Genomic DNA, 16,681 nt, shown 5'->3' with positions numbered 1-16,681 from the left:
GGTCAGAACCCGCCCGCTACGAGGCGGCCCGGGCGGCCTTCGCGAACGGCCAGCGCACGCCGGTGGCGTCTTCGCAGAACCGCCAGAGCCGTTCGGCCAGCTCGGCGGTCCGCGTACCCGCCGCGGCGGCGGAGCTCGCCGGGCGACCGCGAACCAGGAAGCGCGGTCCCCAGAACTCGCCGCCGCCGATCGCCGGATCGACCAGCGCCCGCACCGACGACGCCGCCGCATCCTCCTTGGACTGCGCGATCGGAGCCTGCAGGTTGCCCACGAACCGCGACACGCGCGACGGCTCATTGACACCGCGGATGCCGCGCGTGCGGCCGCTGATGGCGTAACCGGGGTGGGCGACGACGCTCGCGACGGGAACCCCCGCCGCACGCAGGCGCCGGTCGGCCTCGAGACCGACGGCGGTCGTGGCCATCTTCGACTGCACGTAGGCGCGCCACGCGGAGTACCCCTCGGTCAGCTGGGGGTCGGCGAGGTCATAGCGCCAGAGCGACGTCGAAAGGCTGCCGAGCCACACCATCCGGCCGGATGCGGCGGCCAGCGGCTGGAGCAGCTCTCCGGCGAGCACGAAGTGGCCGAGCACGTTCGTCGCGAAGACGCGCTCATTGCCGTCGACCTCCTCGCGCGCCTTCGGCGGGTGGATGATGCCGGCGTTCAGGAGCAGCCCGTCGAGCCGGCCCCGCGCCCGGGCGGTCGCGGCGGCGGCGCGAACCGATCCGAGGTTGCTGGTGTCCAGCAGCAGCGTCTCGATGGCTGCATCCGGAACCCGCTGAGCCAGCGTCGCCCGCACGAGCGCGAGCTTGTTGGGGCTCCGACCCGTCACGATGACCGACGCGCCCGCGCGGGCGAGCTGCTCGGACGAGAAGAAGCCCAATCCGGCGGTCGCACCGGTGACCAGGTACGTACGGCCGGACAGGTCGGGAAGGACTCGGGGATCCCATCCGGCACGTGTCACGTCCCCACGCTAGCCGGTGACGGCGGCTGAGGCCGGGTGGCCGGGTGGCAGGTCGGGCCGCAACTCGGGTCCGGATGCGGCACCCTTCGCCACGCGAACCGCAAGCCTCCCCCGTCGGGTGGCAGCTCGCGCCGCTACACGGGTCCGGATGCGGCGCCCTTCACCACGCGTACCGAACGAGAGGCGCCCGACTCGAGGCGGGTCATGCTCGCTTCGGCGCCCGATGCGCCGGTGACGGCGGCTGAGGCCGGGCATAGGCTGAGCCCATGCGCACGAGAGCCGATATCGAGTGCTGGCTGACCGATATGGACGGTGTTCTCGTGCACGAGAACACGCCCATTCCCGGCGCGTCGGAGCTTCTCGAGCAGTGGCGCGACGACGGCACCCCGTTTCTCGTCCTCACGAACAACTCGATCTTCACCCCGCGCGACCTCAGTGCACGCCTGCGCGCCTCGGGCCTCGTCGTGCCGGAGCAGTCGATCTGGACGTCGGCGCTGGCCACGGCCGACTTCCTCGCGTCGCAGATGCCGGGCGGGACGGCGTTCGTCATCGGCGAGGCGGGTCTGACGACCGCGCTGCACGAGGCCGGCTTCATCATGACCGAGACAGCCCCTGACTACGTCGTCGTCGGAGAGACCCGCAACTACTCGTTCGAGGCGATCACCAAGGCGATCCGCTTCATCCGTAGCGGGTCGCGTTTCATCGCGACCAACCCCGACGCCACCGGCCCCTCGATCGAGGGAGTTCTTCCGGCGACCGGCGCGATCTCGGCCCTCATCACGAAGGCGACCGGCAAGGAGCCGTATGTCGTCGGCAAGCCGAATCCGATGATGTTCCGCTCCGCCCTCAACCGCATCGGCGCGCACTCCGAGGTCACCGGGATGATCGGCGACCGGATGGACACCGATGTCGTCGCGGGCATCGAGGCGGGCCTGCACACGGTGCTCGTGCTCACGGGCATCAGTGATCAGCGCGAGATCGAGCGCTACCCGTTCCGCCCCGACGAGATCCTCGGCTCGGTGGCCGAGCTCGTGCGCGACGAGCGCGGGGAGTCGGAGTACCCCGAGACCGACCCCGCCCAGGGGCTGTGATGGGGGTCCTCGACGACGGCGAACGGGTCGAGGCGCCCGACGCGGCCGCGTGGCGCGCGTGGCTGGCCGCGCACCATGCGACCTCGCGCGGAGCGTGGCTCGTCCGACCGCGCGCGGGATCGGGGCTCGAACTGGTCGGGTACGAGGACGCCATCCTCCACGCCCTGTGCTTCGGCTGGATCGACGGCCCGGTGCGCACCTTCGACGAGCAGCGCGGCGGTCTGTGGTTCGCCCCGCGCCGGCCGTCGAGCGGGTGGGCGGCGACGAACAAGGCGCGTGTGGCTCAGCTCGAGGCCGCCGGGCTCCTCGCCGCCGCCGGCATCCGCGCCATCGAGGTCGCCAAGGCCAACGGGGCATGGAGCGTGCTCGACAACGCCGAGGCGCTGCGCGAGCCCGACGATCTCGCGGCCGCCCTCGACGCGGTTCCCACCGCTCGCACCAACTGGGACGCCTTCCCGCCGTCGACCCGCAAACTCGGTATCACGAACGTCGACACCGCGCGCCGCCCCGAGACCCGCGCGGCCCGCATCGGAAAGCTCGTCGCGGATGCCGCGGAAGGCACGCGCCCGTGACCGACACGACGCCGATCCTGCTCGTCGCGCTGGTGACGGGAGCGGGCGCGCTGGTGGTGCTGATCTACCAGACCGTGCGCTACTTCCGTCGCGACCGCGACTGAGCCGCTGCCCGCTGTCGCCGAACCGTACTCAGTCCGAACGCCGTCGGCCGCCGCGTTCGGCCGCGTGATCCCGCGGATGGCCCGCACCAGGCACCCGCGGAGACTGAGTACGGTACGCGAAGCCCGGGCGACGGGCGGGCTACTGGGGCTGAAGGCCGAGATCGTCGAGGTCGATCGCCGCGAGCCACTGCAGGCCCTCCGCCTCGACAGCGGCCTGGGCGCCGGTCTTGCGGTCGACGATGACCGCTACGGCGACCACCTCGGCCCCCTCGCGACGCAGCACCTCGACGGCCTTCAACGCCGACTGGCCGGTCGTGGAGGTGTCCTCGACGACGACCACTCGCTTGCCCGCGACATCCGCCCCTTCGACCTGGCGGCCACGGCCGTGGTCCTTGGGTTCCTTGCGCACGACGAAGGCGTCCAGCGGCGTCCCCGCCCGCACCGACTCGTGCAGCACGGCGTTGGCGATCGGGTCGGCGCCGAGGGTGAGCCCGCCGACCGCGACGACGCCGTCGACATCGCGGAGCAGATCCAGCATGATGCGGCCGATGGTCGGGGCTGCACGGTGATCGAGCGTGAGCTTGCGCATGTCGACGTAGTACGTCGCCTTCTTGCCGCTGGAGAGGGTGAAGTCTCCGTGGAACACCGCCTCCGCGTTTATCAGGGCGATGAGCCCCTGGCGATCGGCTTCGAGCTCGGGCGTGGAGGCGACGGTCACGCCCCGATTCTATTGAGCCGCGGCGTCGCCCCGCCCCGCGCGGGTGACGAGGTCGCGCGTCGGCGGCCGGCTCTAGGCTGGACGGCATGCGCTTGGCCACCTGGAACGTCAACTCCATCCGCGCCCGCCTCCCCCGCATCCTGGACTTCGCGGTGCGCGAGCACATCGACGTGCTGGCGATGCAGGAGATCAAGTGCAAGACGGAGCAGTTCCCGTACGAGGCCTTCGAAGACGCGGGATTCACCGTCGCCGCGCACGGGCTCAACCAGTGGAACGGCGTGGCGATCGCCAGCCGGCAGCCGCTCGACGACGTCGAGATCGGCTTCCCAGGCATGCCCGGGTTCGCCAAGGGCCACGAGGGGCCGGATGCTCCGCAGGAGGCCCGCGCGATCGGCGCCACCGTCGGCGGGGTGAAGGTGTGGAGCCTGTACGTGCCCAACGGGCGCTCGCTCGGCGACCCGCACTACTACTACAAGCTCGACTGGCTGAGCGCGCTGCAGGAGTACACCTCCGAGACGCTCGCACGCACGCCCGATCTCGCCTTCGCGCTCACCGGCGACTTCAACATCGCGCCCACCGACGCCGACAACGGCGACCCGACGGTCATCGAGGGGGTGACCACCCACGTCTCCCCGCCGGAGCGCGAGGCCTTCGCCGCGCTGGAGTCGGCAGGGCTGGCCGACGTCGTCCGTCCGCTCGTTCCCACCGGCTACACGTATTGGGACTACAAGCAGCTGCGCTTCCCCCGCAACGAGGGCCTGCGCATCGATTTCGTCCTCGGGTCGCACGCCTTCGCCGAGGCCGTGACCGGCGCCGAGATCCACCGGAACGAGCGCAAGGGCGAAGTGCCCAGCGATCACGTGCCGGTGGTCGTCGACCTCGACCTCACGGGCCCCGACGATGACGACGACCGGCCGATGATCTTCGGCTGAGCCCCGCACTTGCGTGAATCGGCTGCTAAACCGGCGGGTTTAGCAGCCGATTCACGCAAGTCAGTGGTCGATGAGCGCGGCGGATGCGAGCGCCTCGAGCTGCGGCAGGACGTCGCGGAGCCCGACGTGGATGCGGCTGTACACCTCGGCATTGAGAATCGTCGTGCCGTCGATGTCACCGGCGCTCACGAAGAACCCGACGGGCAGCACCGCCGCCTGGAAGAACCCGAAGAGTGGCCGGAGCTCGTGCTCGATGACGAGAGCATGGCGCTCCGAGCCCCCCGTCGCCGAGAGGATCACCGGCTTGTTCGCGAGCGCGTACTGATCGATGAGATCGAACAGGTGCTTGAACATGCCCGGGTACGACCCGCGGTACACCGGCAGGGCCGTGACGAGCACATCGGCTCGCTCGATCGCGAGCAGCTCGGCCTCCACTTCGGCGCTGACCTCCTCCCGGCCGGGAGCCGAGGTGAACCCCGGCCCGAGGCGATAGACATCGACCCGGCGCACCGTGATCGGCACGAGCTCGCCCAGTGTCGCGGTGATCAGCTCGGCCACGGCGACCGACTTCGACGGCGCGCTCGGGCTCCCATTCACGACGACCACATCGAGTCGGCGCATCAGGCCGCGCTCCCGACGGTCTCGCGGCGCAGCACCGGGGCGACCTCCGTGCCGATGCGCTCGATCGCGGCCAGGTGCTCGGCCTGCGACATGCCGCCGTATCCGATCTGGAAGACGACGCGGGTGGCGCCGTACGCCGCGCGATAACTCATGAGCTTGTCGATGACCTCCTGCGAGCTGCCCACGAGCAGCGCGCCGGCCGCGGATGCCTGCGCATCGAACGCCGCGCGCGGCAGCGGGAAGCCGGCCCCGCGCTGGTGGTTGTTCTCCATCATCCCGACGCGGAACGAGGGGTACATGATGTCGCGCGCGCTCTGACTCGAGGCGCCGACGTAGCCGTGCGCTCCTACGCTGACACGCAGGCCGCTCACGTCGTGGCCCGCTTCGACCGCCGCGCGCCGGTAGAGCTCGGCAGCAGGCGCGAGGCTGTCGGCCGGGCCGAGCAGCAGGCCCAGCGCCAGCGGGAGGCCGAGGTGTCCGGCGCGTACGGCGGAAGCGACCGTTCCGCCGACTCCCACCCAGATCGGCAGGTCGCCGACCGGCCGCGGCGCGACGTCCAGACCACGCAGATCGCGCGTGTGCCGGCTCCCCGGCCACGTCGACGGATTGAACTCGCGGATCGACAGCAGGGCGTCGAGCTTCTCGCGGTACAGATCTGCGTAGTCGGCCAGGTCGTACCCGAACAGCGGGAACGACTCCAAGAACGACCCGCGGCCGGCGATGATCTCGGCGCGACCGCCGGAGAGCAGGTCGACGGTGGCGAAGTTCTGGAACACGCGCACCGGGTCTTCGGAGCTCAGCACGGTGACGCCGCTGAACAGCCGCACGTGGCTGGTCCGCTGCGCGATCGCTGCCAGCACGACCGGCGGCGCGGAAATGACGAAGTCCGACCGATGGTGCTCACCGACACCGAAGGCATCGAGTCCGACCTGATCGGCCAGCACCGCCTGCTCGAGCACCTCCGTCATACGGGTGTGCGGCGAGGGCATCATTCCGGTGGCCGGGTCGGGCGAGATCTCCCCGAACGTCAGCACGCCGATTTCGAATCCGGGAATCATGGGCGGACCTTTCGTTGTAGATGAAACTTCATCATGTCGCCATAGTAGGTGATCTTTCACCTAACCGGGAGGCACCGCCTAGAATTCCCTTCGTGGCAGAAACGACGAGCCTGGAGCCGGAGGATTGGGCGCTGTGGCGCACGTTCCTGGCGGCCAATGCCCGGCTGACGCTCCAGATCGACCGTCAACTGCAGCAGGATTCGGGCCTCGCGCAGGGGGAGTACGGCACGCTCGCGGCGATCCTCGATTCGACGGCACGCGCGCTGCGCGTCGGCGAGCTCGCGCGCCAGCTGGCGTGGGAGAAGAGCCGGGTGTCGCACCTGATCACGCGGATGGAGCGGCGTGGGCTGGTGGAGAGGGCCGCCAGCGCGGAGGACGGGCGCGGTTCGCTCATCACCGTCACGCCCGCCGGTCGTCGCGCGCTGCTGCGCGCCGTGCGCGGGCACGCGGCCGAGGTGCGTCAGGCGTTCCTGGGCCTGATCCGACCCGACGAACGCGCCGTCCTCGAGCGGGTGCTCCGCCGTCTCGCGACGGGGGATCCGGCCTCGGCAGACGACGCCTGAGACTTTTTCGGCCGCGCTGTCGATTTCGCTCCGCGTCGTTCGACGCGAGAGTAGAGGGCAGCATCCGCACCCCGCAGGCACGCTCGACAGAGCGCAACACAAGGAGCATCCGATGACCAAGTACATGCTGATCATGCGCGGCACCGACGAGACCTACGCCACGTACAAGGACAAGCCCTTCGAGGAGATCATCAACGCCATGGGCGCCTACAACGAAGCGATGATGAACGCCGGCGTGCTGGTCGCGGGCGAGGGGCTCGCCGAGGATCTCAGCACGGCATTCGTCGTCGACTTCTCCGGCGAGGCGCCGGTCGTCACCGACGGTCCCTACGGCGAGACGCACGAGTTGTTCAACGGATTCTGGATGATTCAGGTGTCGTCCCGCGAGGAGGCGATCGAGTGGGCGCGCCGGGCGCCGCTGCACGGACCGGGCAGCAAGCTCGAGGTACGCCGCGTGACCGACGAGTCCGACTTCGCCGACTACTCCGACAACGAGTTCGTGCAGAAGGAAGAGGGCTGGCGCGAGCAGCTCGGAACGAACTGAGATGGACGACGACGTCTCGCGGCGCGTCGCGGCGATCTGGCGCATCGAAGGCGCCCGTATCGTCGCGGCGCTCGCGCGGGTCGTCGGCGATCTGGCGGTCGCGGAAGACCTCGCGCAGGACGCGCTGCTGGCCGCAGTCGAGTCCTGGCCGCGCGACGGCGTGCCCGACAACCCCGGAGCGTGGCTCACCGCCGTCGCCAAGCGCCGCGCGATCGACGGATGGCGCCGGCACGAGCGTCTGGTCGAGCGCTATCGGCTGCTCGCCGCCGACCTCGACGACGTCGCCGACACCGAGTGGGAGCCGATCGAAGACGATCTGCTGCGGCTCGTGTTCGCCGCGTGCCACCCGGTGCTCTCGCGCGAAGCGCAGATCGCGCTCACCCTGAAGGTGGTGGCGGGCCTGGACACGTCCGCGATCGCGCGCATGTTCTTCGTCCCCGTCGCCACGGTGCAGCAGCGGATCGTGCGAGCGAAGAAGGCGCTGTCGGCCGCGCGCGTCCCCTTCGAGGTGCCGGATGCGGCGGAGTGGCCGACACGCGTGGGCGCGGTGCTCACCGTCGTCTATCTCACGTTCACCGAGGGGTACGCCGCCACCTCCGGTGACCGCTGGGTGCGCGGGGAACTCGCTTCCGAGGCGACCCGCCTCGCCCGCATCCTGGCACGGCTCCTGCCGCGGGAGCCGGAGGTGCTGGGGCTCTTGGCCTTGCTCGAGCTGCAGTCGTCGCGCTTCGCCGCGAGAGTGGGGCCCGACGGCGAGTCGGTGCTGCTGGCCGACCAGGATCGCCGCCGCTGGGACCGGTCGGCGATCGCGCGCGGGCGCGAACTCCTGGCGCGTGCGGATGCGGTGGGCAAGGGCCGCGGCAGCTACCAGCTGCAGGCGGCGATCGCCGAGTGCCATGCGGTGGCGCCGAGCGTCGCCGACACCGACTGGGCCCGCATCGTGCTGCTCTACGAAGTGCTCGGCCGCGTCGCGCCGAGCCCCGTCGTCGAGCTCAACCGCGCGGTCGCGGTGTCGATGGCGACGGGACCGGCGAGTGCGCTGCGCATCGTCGACGAGCTCGCGCGCGCGGGGTCGCTGCGCGGCTCGCCGCTGCTGCCGTCGGTCCGGGGGGAGCTTCTCGCGCAGCTGGGCAGGCGCGACGAGGCGCGCGCCGAGCTCGCCGAGGCCGTGCTGCTCACCGCGAACGACCGACAGCGCGCCGTGCTCGAGGGAAAGATCGCCGCACTGCGCTGAGCCGCCCGCTTGCGTGAATCGGCTGCTGAACCCGCGGGTTCAGCAGCCGATTCACGCAAGTCGGGGCGAGTGGCGTCAGTGCACGACGGCCTTGAGGATGACGAGCACGACGCCGAAGAGCGACGTCGTGATCCCACCGAGGACGCGGATGAGCATCGAGGCGCCCCGGCGCCGGAACGCGAGGTAGCCGAGCGTCGCGAGCACGGCGACGCCCGTCCACATCGCGGCCCACCGCGCGAGCAGATCGGGGACGACCTGCAGGGTTCCGAGGAACAGCACGGCGCACGGGATGAGCGCCGACAGCAGGAGGCCCCATGACTCCCGCACGCTGATGCGCAGCGATGCCCGGATGCCGAGCACTCCGCCCTCGTCGATGCCGTGGTGCGCGACCGCTCCGGCGTACACGTGGGCCGCCCAGAAGACGACCACCGTGGCCAGCACGGTCGTGAGCACCTCCCACGAGGAGCCGCCGTAGCGACCCGCGACCACGATCATGCCCGACACCAGCAGCACGCCGTAGATCGCCTGCTCCGACGCGAAGGCCGTGCGGACGATGTCGCGGGGCAGCATGCCCGGTCGGTCATCGGCGGGTCGGTCCACGACCGGAACCGTAGCATCCGCGGCCATCCGGGCGCGCCCGATAGGTTGCCGGTATGGCCTCCCTCACGATCGGCAGATGCCTCGATACCCCCGCGCCGGCGGAGCTGGACCCGGCCAAACTGAATCGTCACACGTTCTGGACCGGCCAGAGCGGGTCGGGGAAGACCTACGCGCTCGGTGTGCTCCTCGAGCAGGTGCTGCTCGCCACGCGGCTGCCCATCGTGGTCATGGACCCGAACTCCGACTTCGTCCGCCTCGGAGAGGTCGAGCCCACGGCGGACACCGCGTCGGCCGACGCGCTGCGAAGCCGCAGCATCCGGGTGCTCGGCGGCGAGGGGGAGCCGCTGAAGATCCGCTTCGTCGACCTCCCGGTGCGCTCGCGCGCCGCGATCATGCAGATCGACCCGGTGACCCAGGCCGAGGACTTCAACGTCGCCCTCCACGTCGGGGCCGAACTGCAGCGCGACGGCACGGGGACAGCGCTGCAGGGGCGGCTGGTGCCGTGGCTGCACGCCCACGAGGAGCCGCAGGTGCGCCGGTTCGCGCGGCTGCTCGAGAACACCGGCGTCGCCGACTGGGACCTGTGGGCATGGGGCGCCCCGGATGCGCGCGCCGTGATCGACGAGGCGCCCGACGCTACGGTGCTCGACCTGGGGTCGCTGACCGAACCCGGCGAGGCCAAGGCCGCGGCGCTCGCGGTGCTCGACCATCTGTGGGCGGACCGACTCCAGAAGACCCCGCGCCTGATCGTGCTCGATGAGGCGCACAACTTCTGCGCGCCCGATCCGGTGACGCCGGTCGATCGGCTCCTCACCGAGCGCATCGTGCAGATCGCCGCGGAGGGGCGGAAGTTCGGCCTGTGGCTCCTGCTGTCGACGCAGCGTCCGTCGAAAGTGCATCCCCAGGCTCTGTCGCAGTGCGACAACGTCGCCGTGATGCGGATGAACTCGCCCCGTGACCTCGCCGACCTCGCTGAGACGTTCGGGTTCCTCCCGCGCGAGCTGCTCGAGCGCTGCGCGACGTCGGCGCAGGGTGAGGCCCTGTTCGGCGGATCATTCGCGCCGGAGCCCGCGTTCGTCAAGATGCGTGATCGCCTGACCGCGCAGGGCGGCAGCGACGTGCCGGTGCCGCTGCGCTGACCCGCCCACTTGCGTGAATCGGCTGCTAAATCGCGGGATTTAGCAGCCGATTCACGCAAGTCACGGTTTGTCAGCCCATCACACCCGTGGTGACGGGAGCGCCGGGGCCGTAACGCAGAAGCAGCACGCCACGATCGCCCGCGACGGGCGGCTCGAGCAGCCGAAGTCCGCGCGCGGGGCCGTCGGCGGGGAAAAGCCGCTTTCCCGACCCCAGCACGAGGGGATACACCCAGAGGTTCAGCACGTCGAACAACCCCTCGGCCACCAGCGTGCGCGCGAACTCGACGCTGCCGATCACGTGGATCCGCTCGTGCCGCTCGCGCAGCGCGGCGATGCCGGCTGCGACGTCGGAGCCGAGGAGGTGCGAGCCCTGCCACGCCAGTTCCGGCTCGCCGCGCGAGGCGACGTACTTCGGCAGGGCGTCGAAGATGCGCGCGATCTCGGCCGCGGGCCCCTCGCCGTAGTGCGGCCAGTACGCCGCGAAGATGTCGTACGTCCGGCGGCCGAGGAGCAGCGCATCCATGCTCCGGATGCCCGCCATCACCTTCCCGCCCACCATGTCGTCGTCGATCGGCGCCTGCCACCCGCCGTAGGCGAAGCCGCCGTCGGGATCCTCGTCGGGGGCGCCCGGCGCCTGCATGACGCCGTCGAGGGTGCTGAACAGGTCGATCTGGATGCGTCCGGCCATGATTTCCTCCCACTCGCAAGATGCTGCGCGTCTCATTGTCCGACGATCGTGGTTCGATTGCGCCATGATCTCTGCGTCCGCGCCTCCTGTCGCCTCGGCGGAATCACGCGATGAGCTCCATGCGCGCCTCCGCCGGTTCCGGACGCCGGCACTTCCCCCGGGGCACGGCTGGGAGCGCGGTGTCGACATCGACCACCTCGCCGGCCGACCTGATGCGGTACTGGGGCGACGGCTACGACTGGCCACGGCACGAGGAGCGCATCCGCTCTCTCCCGTGGGCCATCGCCGGCACCCGCCGTCCGCTGCGCGTCGTGCACGCGCCGTCGGCCGGCGCATCGGTCACCGTGCTCCTCCTGCACGGGTGGCCCGACTCCGTTCTCCGCTTCGAGCGCCTGCTGCCCCTTCTCGCCGACGTCAACGTCGTCGCCCCGGCACTTCCGAGCTTTCCCTTCGCGCTTCAGGTCCCCGAGGGAGGGATGTCGTCACGGGCGATGGCAGGCGTCGTCGCGGACGCCATGCGCGACCTGGGCTACGCCCGCTACGTCGTCTCGGCGGGAGACGTCGGATGCGACGTGGCGGAGGCGCTCGCCGCGGACCACCCGGATGCGGTGGCGGCTCTGCATCTGACCGACGTCTCGCAGTACCACTTCCTCGTCGATCCGCCCGAGGACCTGACAGCTACCGAGCGGGCCTACGCGGAGGGCGGCCGCCGCTGGCAGGCGGAAGAGGGCGGCTACATGCACGAGCAGTCCACGAAGCCGCACACGCTCGCGGTCGCCCTCAGCGACTCGCCGGCCGGCCTGGCGGCGTGGCTCGCGGAGAAGCTCCGCTCCTGGACGGACTGCCACGGCGACGTCGAGGCGGTCTTCTCGCGCGACGAACTGCTCACCTGGATCAGCGCGTACTGGTTCAGCGGATGCATCGGCACGTCGTTCACGCCCTACGCGGAAGGCGGCGCGAAGGACTGGCCGCGCGTCACGGCCCCAGCGGCGTTCACGATCTTTCCGCGCGACCTCGTGAACGCTCCTCGCGAGTTCGCCGAGCGCTTCTTCACGGTCGGGTCCTGGCAGGAGTTCGACCGCGGCGGGCACTTCGCGGCGTGGGAGTGCCCGACGACTACGCGCTCGGCGTGAGGACCGCGATCGGGCTCGCGCGCGCCTCGTAGTCAGCCGCAGCGGTCCGCCCCTCCCCGGGCACTTGCGTGAATCGGCTGCTAAATCTCCCGATTTAGCAGCCGATTCACGCAAGTCGGGCGGGTCAGGCCGCGTCCTCGCCGCCGACGAGCCAATCGATGCGCAGGGAGGCCTCCTCGCCGGGGCCGAGTTCGTGCAGGGGCGACAGGATTTCGAGCTCGATGAGCCACGCATCCGGATGCAGCCCGCCGAGTTCCGGAAGCGGGTCGTGTTGGGGTGACTGCATCCACAGTTCAGCCCGCGAGCCCTGGTCGGGGTAACGCCCGCCGGGGACGGGCGTGAAATGCAGTTCGAGGAGAGTGCGACCGTCCTCCCGATACGCGAGGGAACCGCTGGCCGAGGGGAAGCCGCGCTTGAGGACCCCCGCCACGATCGGGATGACCCTCTCGCGGCCGGAGTGTCGCGCATCCGCCCCGCCACGGTGAGTGCCGAGGTCGATCATCCGTCCATCCTCGACCGAGACCACGGCCTCCGCGGGGACGCCGCCTGCGGACGGCACGGCGATCTGAGCCACCTCCCAGATCGACCACGTCCGTGCGCGATCCGACTCGTTGCGAAACGTCACCGTCTCGGTGAAGGCGCGCCCCGTCGTCCGGATCTCGAACCTCCGCTCGATGCGAAGCCCCGACCGCGGGTCGTACCCGCTGCGCAGGACGACGGCGATCGCCGCCGGCGTCTCGACGCACTCCCAGCTGTAGGCGCCCGCATCCAGGACGGGATCGGGCGGCCCGGCCCACTCCCGCTCGGCGTCGTTCCAGCCCTGCGGCGCCGGCCAGCTCTTGGCTCCGCCGATGTTCGCCCACGTGGTAAAGTCCCCGGTGCCGTCGGGCCACGTCGCGCGCGGGCGCGTCCACACGAGGTCGCCGTCGATGTAGGAGGGATTTCGCCACAGCAGCTCACGATCCCCGGTCACCAGCGACAGCAGCCGACCGCCCACATCCGGGACGAAGGTGAGGGCGAGCTCCGCGGTGCGGATGCGGTAGAGGTCGGGGCCCCCGTCTCGAATCAGATTCTCAATCGTCATCGCGCGAGCCAGGGACGAGCACGACCTTGCCGGTGGCGCCGGCCGCGGCGATCCGGTAGGCCTCATCGGCGTCATCGAGAGGGAGTCGATGGCTGACGACGACCTGCGGATGCAGCCGCTCCGCCGCCAGCATGCGCGCCAGATCCTCCATGCCCTGGAGAGAGGTGACCCACGACGCGGTGATGGTGAGGTGCTTGTGCAGCAATGAATCGGAGACCTCGGTCTCGAGACTTCCCCCCTCACCGAGCAGCGCGACGCGACCCCATTCGGCGGCGGACTGGATCGCCGTCGACCTTCCGGGCGCACTGCCGGACGCGTCGACTGTCACATGGCAGCCGACTCCGTCGGTGAGGCGCAGCACGTTGTCGACAGTGTTCGCGTCGGCGAGGACGACATCGTCGACGAGGCCGGTCGTGCGCACGAAGGCGACACGCTCGGGGCTGCGCTCGACGCCGATGACACGACGCGCGCCCAGCATGCGCCCGATCATGGCTGCGGCCAGTCCGACCGGCCCCAGTCCGACGACGAGCAGATCCTCGCCGCCACGAATGCCTGCGCGCATCACGCCTTCGTACGCCGTGCCGAACCCGCAGGCGATGAGGGCACCGTCGACGTGAGTGAGCGGAGCAGGCAGCGGTACGCAGGTCGATTCGGATGCCACCACGAAGTCCGCGTGCCCGCCGTCGCGCTGCCATCCGTAGGCCTTGCGGCGTGCGGGATCCGAGCAGCTCACGTAGTAGCCGGCACGGCAGTTGCGGCACTGTCCGCATCCGTGGATGTGATAGACGATCACGTCGTCGCCCACGGTGAAACGGGTGACGCCCTCCCCGACGGCGACGATGCGGCCGCTGGGCTCGTGACCGGCCACCACGCCCTGGTAGGCGGGGCGTCCATCGAGACCCTTATGCGTCTTGTACCCGTGGTAGATGTAGCTCAGGTCGCTCCCGCAGATGCCCGACGCGCCGACCCGCACGAGCACCTCTCCCGCGCCCGGGACGGGCACCGGGAGATCGCGCACGATGGCGGTGTCGTCCCCGGGCAGGTACACGCCCCGCATGGTCTGATCGCTGTCGGTACTCATTCGTCGCCCCGTGCCTTTCCCCGCCGTGAGAGCGTGACGTTCAGAAGGACCGCGGCGACGATGATGACGCCGCGGATGACGTTCTGCAGGAACGAGTTCACACCGAGGAGAACGAGCCCGTTGCCGATGAGCGTGATGAACAGCACCCCGAGGAAGGTCCCCACGAGCGAACCCCGCCCGCCGGCCATCGCGGTGCCGCCGATGACGACGGCGGCGATGACGTCGAACTCCAGGCCGTTGGCGGCCCCGGCGTTGCCCGAACCCAGCCGCGCGGCCAGAAAGATGCCGCTGATCGCGGCGAGCAGCCCCATCGTCGAGAAGATGAGGATGCGTACACGGGTCACCTTGATCCCGGCGAGGCGGGCGGCCGCGGCGTTGCCGCCGGTGGCGAACACCGACCGGCCGTACGCCGTGCGGCGTGCGATGAAGCCGAAGAGCAGGAACGCGAGGATCATCGCCCACGCGGGGGTCGGGATGCCCAGCAGCGATCCGTTGAGCATCGCCATGATCGGGTCGTCCTCGGGAAGCGGCACCGGGATGGCGTCGGTCCAGAACTGTCCGATCCCTCGCAGCACGCTCCACAAGCCGAGCGTGGCGATGAAGGACGGCACCGCCCACCGCGCGCGCAGCACCCCGGCGAGCGTGCCCCATGCGATCGCGGCGAGCATCGTGATGACCATCGCCACCAGCGTCGGCAGCCCCCAGTTCGTCATCGCCTCCGCGAGGATCACCGACGACAACGCGACCGCGGGGCCCACGCTCACATCGATCTCGCCGGCGATGATCACGAGGGTCATGCCCGTCGCGGCGATACCGATGATCGCAGCCTGTCGCAACAGACCCACCTGGTTGTTCAGCGACAGGAAACCGGTCGCGGTGGCTCCCAGCACGACGTACAGGACGACGATCGCTGCCAGCAATCCGACGATGTTCACGAGCGTGGTGTTCGCGGTCAGGCTCCCCCAGAGCCGTCGCGTGCGGGTTTCCTCCCGGACGGAAGCGGCCGTGGTCATGATTCCTCCTGGACGGGCGACGACGACATCGCCGCTTCGAGTAGCTCGGACAGGACGATCTGCCCGCCGGTGAATTCGCGCTGGATGGTGCCGTCGCGGAGCACCAGGACGCGGTCGCAGCACAGCGGCAGCTCCTCCAGCTCGCTGGAGACGAAGATCACCGCCTTGCCCGCGTCGGCGACGGCGCGCATGATCGCGTAGATCTGGGCCTTCGCTTCCACATCGACCCCCCGCGTGGGCTCGTCCAGCAGCAGCACCCCCGCGTCGGCGTGCAGCCACCGGGCGATGACGGCCTTCTGCTGGTTGCCGCCGCTGAGCGTCGAGATCGGGCGGGACAGGTCGTCTGCCTTGATCCGCAGCCGCTCAGCGAGCCTTCCGCTGGCCTCGCGGATGCGGGCCTGCGACAGCGCGCCGCGCCTCGAGACGGCGCGGTAGTCGGACATGACGATGTTCTCGTCGATGCCGAGGTTCATGAGCGCGCCCTCGCGCTTGCGGTCCTCCGGCGTGAGCGCGACTCCGCGCCGCCTCATGGTCTCGGCACGCACGGCCCGGACCGGTTTGCCGTCGATCTCGATGGCCCCCGCGCTGAACGCGTCGAAACCGGCGACGGCCCGGAGCAACTCGGTACGGCCCGAGCCGAGGAGGCCGGCGATGCCGAGGATCTCACCGCCGCGTGCCGAGAAGCTCACGTCGCGGAGCTTCGGCTCGGCAGTCAGCCGCGTCACCGCCAGCCGCACCGGGCCGGCGGCCGACTCCGCTGCATCCGGTCGCTGACTCTCCGGGTCGGACCCGATCATGAGTCTCACGATGGCCGCAGTGGAGTACTCGCGGATGTCGACAGTCTCGACCACGCGTCCGTTGCGCATCACGGTCGCGGAATGCGCGATCTGCCGGATCTCGTCCATGCGGTGACTCACGTACAGCACAGCGACGCCGCTGTCGGCGACGCGCCGGACGGCAGCGAGAACGAGCTCGACCTCGGCCGTGGCGAGGGCGCTGGTCGGCTCGTCGAGGATGAGGAGGGCCGGATCGTTCTCGAGGGCGCGGGCGATCTCGACGATCTGCTGCTGAGCGAGCGTCAGGGAGCCGGCGAGCGCGTCGGGGTCGATGTCCAGCCCGAGGCCGGAAAGCACCTCCCGCGCTCGCCGCGCCATGCCAGGCACATCGATGCCGACGCGGGCCCGTGGCCAACGCCCGAGGAAGAAGTTCTCCGCGACGGTCATGTCGGCGACGAGGCTCAGCTCCTGATAGCACGTGGAGACACCGCGGTCCGTGGCCTCTCGCACTCCCCCACTGCCCAGCGGGGTTCCTGCGATCAGCACCTCACCGGAGGTGGGCACCTCCACACCCGACAGCAGGCGGATGAGGGTCGACTTGCCGGCGCCGTTCTGACCCAGCAGAGCGCGCACCTCACCGCGCCGCAGCTCGAAGTCGACGTCGGCGAGGGCGACGACGCCCGGGTATTCCTGGGTGACGCCGACGGTGCGCGCGATGACGTCCCCGTCGACGCGCGGCGATTGCGTGGTCATGCTACTTCTCTCT

The 16,681-nt window shown here is 70.4% G+C and carries 18 protein-coding genes; 8 read left to right on the top strand and 10 right to left on the bottom strand.

All coding sequences use genetic code 11. From position 1 onward, the window contains the following. Positions 1-16 precede the first annotated feature (16 nt). The gene (locus tag ACTU3I_RS03110) at positions 17-964 is read right to left on the bottom strand and encodes an SDR family NAD(P)-dependent oxidoreductase (protein ID WP_442924153.1); all 948 of its coding nucleotides are present in this window, start codon (positions 962-964) and stop codon (positions 17-19) included. A 266-nt stretch (positions 965-1,230) separates the two neighbouring features. Between ACTU3I_RS03110 and ACTU3I_RS03105 the strand changes: the two genes are divergently transcribed. Both ACTU3I_RS03105 and ACTU3I_RS03100 read left to right on the top strand, forming a co-directional pair. Further along, a complete protein-coding gene (locus ACTU3I_RS03105) occupies positions 1,231-2,055 on the top strand; it encodes an HAD-IIA family hydrolase (protein ID WP_442924152.1) in 825 nt (274 codons plus the stop codon). Continuing rightward, positions 2,055-2,627 carry a YdeI/OmpD-associated family protein gene (locus ACTU3I_RS03100; protein WP_442924151.1) on the top strand — a complete coding sequence of 191 codons (573 nt, stop codon included), beginning with the start codon at positions 2,055-2,057 and terminating at the stop codon, positions 2,625-2,627. The genes ACTU3I_RS03105 and ACTU3I_RS03100 overlap by 1 nt, the downstream gene beginning before the upstream one ends. A 243-nt stretch (positions 2,628-2,870) precedes the next feature. On the opposite strand, the gene pyrE is transcribed toward ACTU3I_RS03100, so the two are convergent. Further along, a complete protein-coding gene (gene pyrE / locus ACTU3I_RS03095) occupies positions 2,871-3,449 on the bottom strand; it encodes an orotate phosphoribosyltransferase (protein ID WP_442924150.1) in 579 nt (192 codons plus the stop codon). An 86-nt stretch (positions 3,450-3,535) separates the two neighbouring features. Here pyrE and ACTU3I_RS03090 point away from each other — a divergent pair, with 86 nt between their 5' ends. Continuing rightward, positions 3,536-4,381, top strand: a complete 846-nt coding sequence (locus ACTU3I_RS03090) for an exodeoxyribonuclease III (RefSeq protein WP_442924149.1) — start codon at positions 3,536-3,538, stop codon at positions 4,379-4,381. A gap of 60 nt (positions 4,382-4,441) precedes the next feature. Here the strand turns inward: ACTU3I_RS03090 and ACTU3I_RS03085 are convergent, their stop codons facing one another. Beyond that, positions 4,442-5,002, bottom strand: a complete 561-nt coding sequence (locus ACTU3I_RS03085) for an NAD(P)H-dependent oxidoreductase (protein WP_442924148.1) — start codon at positions 5,000-5,002, stop codon at positions 4,442-4,444. After that, the gene (locus ACTU3I_RS03080; protein WP_442924147.1) at positions 5,002-6,060 is read right to left on the bottom strand and encodes an LLM class flavin-dependent oxidoreductase; all 1,059 of its coding nucleotides are present in this window, start codon (positions 6,058-6,060) and stop codon (positions 5,002-5,004) included. The genes ACTU3I_RS03085 and ACTU3I_RS03080 overlap by 1 nt, the downstream gene beginning before the upstream one ends. A 92-nt stretch (positions 6,061-6,152) precedes the next feature. Here ACTU3I_RS03080 and ACTU3I_RS03075 point away from each other — a divergent pair, with 92 nt between their 5' ends. From ACTU3I_RS03075 to ACTU3I_RS03065, 3 genes are all read left to right on the top strand, one after another. Then, entirely contained in the window at positions 6,153-6,623 is a 471-nt protein-coding gene (locus tag ACTU3I_RS03075) for a MarR family winged helix-turn-helix transcriptional regulator (protein ID WP_442924146.1), read from the top strand. A 112-nt stretch (positions 6,624-6,735) separates the two neighbouring features. After that, positions 6,736-7,167, top strand: a complete 432-nt coding sequence (locus ACTU3I_RS03070; protein WP_442924145.1) for a YciI family protein — start codon at positions 6,736-6,738, stop codon at positions 7,165-7,167. Position 7,168: 1 nt separating this feature from the next. Continuing rightward, positions 7,169-8,401 carry an RNA polymerase sigma factor gene (locus ACTU3I_RS03065; RefSeq protein ID WP_442924144.1) on the top strand — a complete coding sequence of 411 codons (1,233 nt, stop codon included), beginning with the start codon at positions 7,169-7,171 and terminating at the stop codon, positions 8,399-8,401. A 75-nt stretch (positions 8,402-8,476) separates the two neighbouring features. On the opposite strand, the gene ACTU3I_RS03060 is transcribed toward ACTU3I_RS03065, so the two are convergent. Next, the gene (locus tag ACTU3I_RS03060) at positions 8,477-9,001 is read right to left on the bottom strand and encodes a hypothetical protein (RefSeq protein WP_442924143.1); all 525 of its coding nucleotides are present in this window, start codon (positions 8,999-9,001) and stop codon (positions 8,477-8,479) included. A 53-nt stretch (positions 9,002-9,054) separates the two neighbouring features. Here ACTU3I_RS03060 and ACTU3I_RS03055 point away from each other — a divergent pair, with 53 nt between their 5' ends. Beyond that, the gene (locus ACTU3I_RS03055) at positions 9,055-10,140 is read left to right on the top strand and encodes an ATP-binding protein (RefSeq protein WP_442924141.1); all 1,086 of its coding nucleotides are present in this window, start codon (positions 9,055-9,057) and stop codon (positions 10,138-10,140) included. 70 nt (positions 10,141-10,210) lie between these two features. Here the strand turns inward: ACTU3I_RS03055 and ACTU3I_RS03050 are convergent, their stop codons facing one another. Continuing rightward, positions 10,211-10,828 carry a dihydrofolate reductase family protein gene (locus ACTU3I_RS03050; protein ID WP_442924140.1) on the bottom strand — a complete coding sequence of 206 codons (618 nt, stop codon included), beginning with the start codon at positions 10,826-10,828 and terminating at the stop codon, positions 10,211-10,213. Between the two features lie 179 nt (positions 10,829-11,007). Between ACTU3I_RS03050 and ACTU3I_RS03045 the strand changes: the two genes are divergently transcribed. Continuing rightward, complete coding sequence (locus ACTU3I_RS03045) at positions 11,008-11,961, top strand: alpha/beta fold hydrolase (protein ID WP_442924139.1); 954 nt, start codon at positions 11,008-11,010, stop codon at positions 11,959-11,961. Positions 11,962-12,085: 124 nt separating this feature from the next. On the opposite strand, the gene ACTU3I_RS03040 is transcribed toward ACTU3I_RS03045, so the two are convergent. The 4 genes from ACTU3I_RS03040 to ACTU3I_RS03025 are packed head-to-tail and all read right to left on the bottom strand — an operon-like array spanning position 12,086 to position 16,668. Then, complete coding sequence (locus tag ACTU3I_RS03040) at positions 12,086-13,045, bottom strand: DUF4380 domain-containing protein (protein ID WP_442924138.1); 960 nt, start codon at positions 13,043-13,045, stop codon at positions 12,086-12,088. Continuing rightward, positions 13,035-14,126, bottom strand: a complete 1,092-nt coding sequence (locus ACTU3I_RS03035; RefSeq protein ID WP_442924137.1) for a zinc-dependent alcohol dehydrogenase family protein — start codon at positions 14,124-14,126, stop codon at positions 13,035-13,037. The genes ACTU3I_RS03040 and ACTU3I_RS03035 overlap by 11 nt, the downstream gene beginning before the upstream one ends. Next, complete coding sequence (locus ACTU3I_RS03030) at positions 14,123-15,139, bottom strand: ABC transporter permease (protein ID WP_442924136.1); 1,017 nt, start codon at positions 15,137-15,139, stop codon at positions 14,123-14,125. Before ACTU3I_RS03030 ends, ACTU3I_RS03035 begins: the two co-directional genes overlap by 4 nt. Then, positions 15,136-16,668 (bottom strand): sugar ABC transporter ATP-binding protein, encoded by a 1,533-nt coding sequence (locus ACTU3I_RS03025; RefSeq protein ID WP_442924135.1) that lies wholly within the window; start codon positions 16,666-16,668, stop codon positions 15,136-15,138. The genes ACTU3I_RS03030 and ACTU3I_RS03025 overlap by 4 nt, the downstream gene beginning before the upstream one ends. Between the last annotated feature and the right edge of the window lie 13 nt (positions 16,669-16,681).

The sequence above is a fragment of the Microbacterium sp. RD1 genome (assembly GCF_052220165.1).
Lineage (GTDB): Bacteria > Actinomycetota > Actinomycetes > Actinomycetales > Microbacteriaceae > Microbacterium.
The sequence above is the reverse complement of the archived record's forward strand: the minus strand, read 5'-3'. Positions and strand labels throughout refer to the sequence as shown.

What these genes read in the sequence shown, in the direction of transcription:
- ACTU3I_RS03025 (WP_442924135.1), bottom strand. Translation starts at nt 16,668, where the DNA reads ATGACCACGCAATCGCCGCGCGTCGACGGGGACGTCATCGCGCGCACC.
- ACTU3I_RS03090 (WP_442924149.1), top strand. Translation starts at nt 3,536, where the DNA reads ATGCGCTTGGCCACCTGGAACGTCAACTCCATCCGCGCCCGCCTCCCC.
- ACTU3I_RS03040 (WP_442924138.1), bottom strand. Translation starts at nt 13,045, where the DNA reads ATGACGATTGAGAATCTGATTCGAGACGGGGGCCCCGACCTCTACCGC.
- ACTU3I_RS03100 (WP_442924151.1), top strand. Translation starts at nt 2,055, where the DNA reads ATGGGGGTCCTCGACGACGGCGAACGGGTCGAGGCGCCCGACGCGGCC.
- ACTU3I_RS03070 (WP_442924145.1), top strand. Translation starts at nt 6,736, where the DNA reads ATGACCAAGTACATGCTGATCATGCGCGGCACCGACGAGACCTACGCC.
- ACTU3I_RS03035 (WP_442924137.1), bottom strand. Translation starts at nt 14,126, where the DNA reads ATGAGTACCGACAGCGATCAGACCATGCGGGGCGTGTACCTGCCCGGG.
- ACTU3I_RS03105 (WP_442924152.1), top strand. Translation starts at nt 1,231, where the DNA reads ATGCGCACGAGAGCCGATATCGAGTGCTGGCTGACCGATATGGACGGT.
- ACTU3I_RS03085 (WP_442924148.1), bottom strand. Translation starts at nt 5,002, where the DNA reads ATGCGCCGACTCGATGTGGTCGTCGTGAATGGGAGCCCGAGCGCGCCG.
- ACTU3I_RS03055 (WP_442924141.1), top strand. Translation starts at nt 9,055, where the DNA reads ATGGCCTCCCTCACGATCGGCAGATGCCTCGATACCCCCGCGCCGGCG.
- ACTU3I_RS03065 (WP_442924144.1), top strand. Translation starts at nt 7,169, where the DNA reads ATGGACGACGACGTCTCGCGGCGCGTCGCGGCGATCTGGCGCATCGAA.
- ACTU3I_RS03080 (WP_442924147.1), bottom strand. Translation starts at nt 6,060, where the DNA reads ATGATTCCCGGATTCGAAATCGGCGTGCTGACGTTCGGGGAGATCTCG.
- ACTU3I_RS03050 (WP_442924140.1), bottom strand. Translation starts at nt 10,828, where the DNA reads ATGGCCGGACGCATCCAGATCGACCTGTTCAGCACCCTCGACGGCGTC.
- ACTU3I_RS03030 (WP_442924136.1), bottom strand. Translation starts at nt 15,139, where the DNA reads ATGACCACGGCCGCTTCCGTCCGGGAGGAAACCCGCACGCGACGGCTC.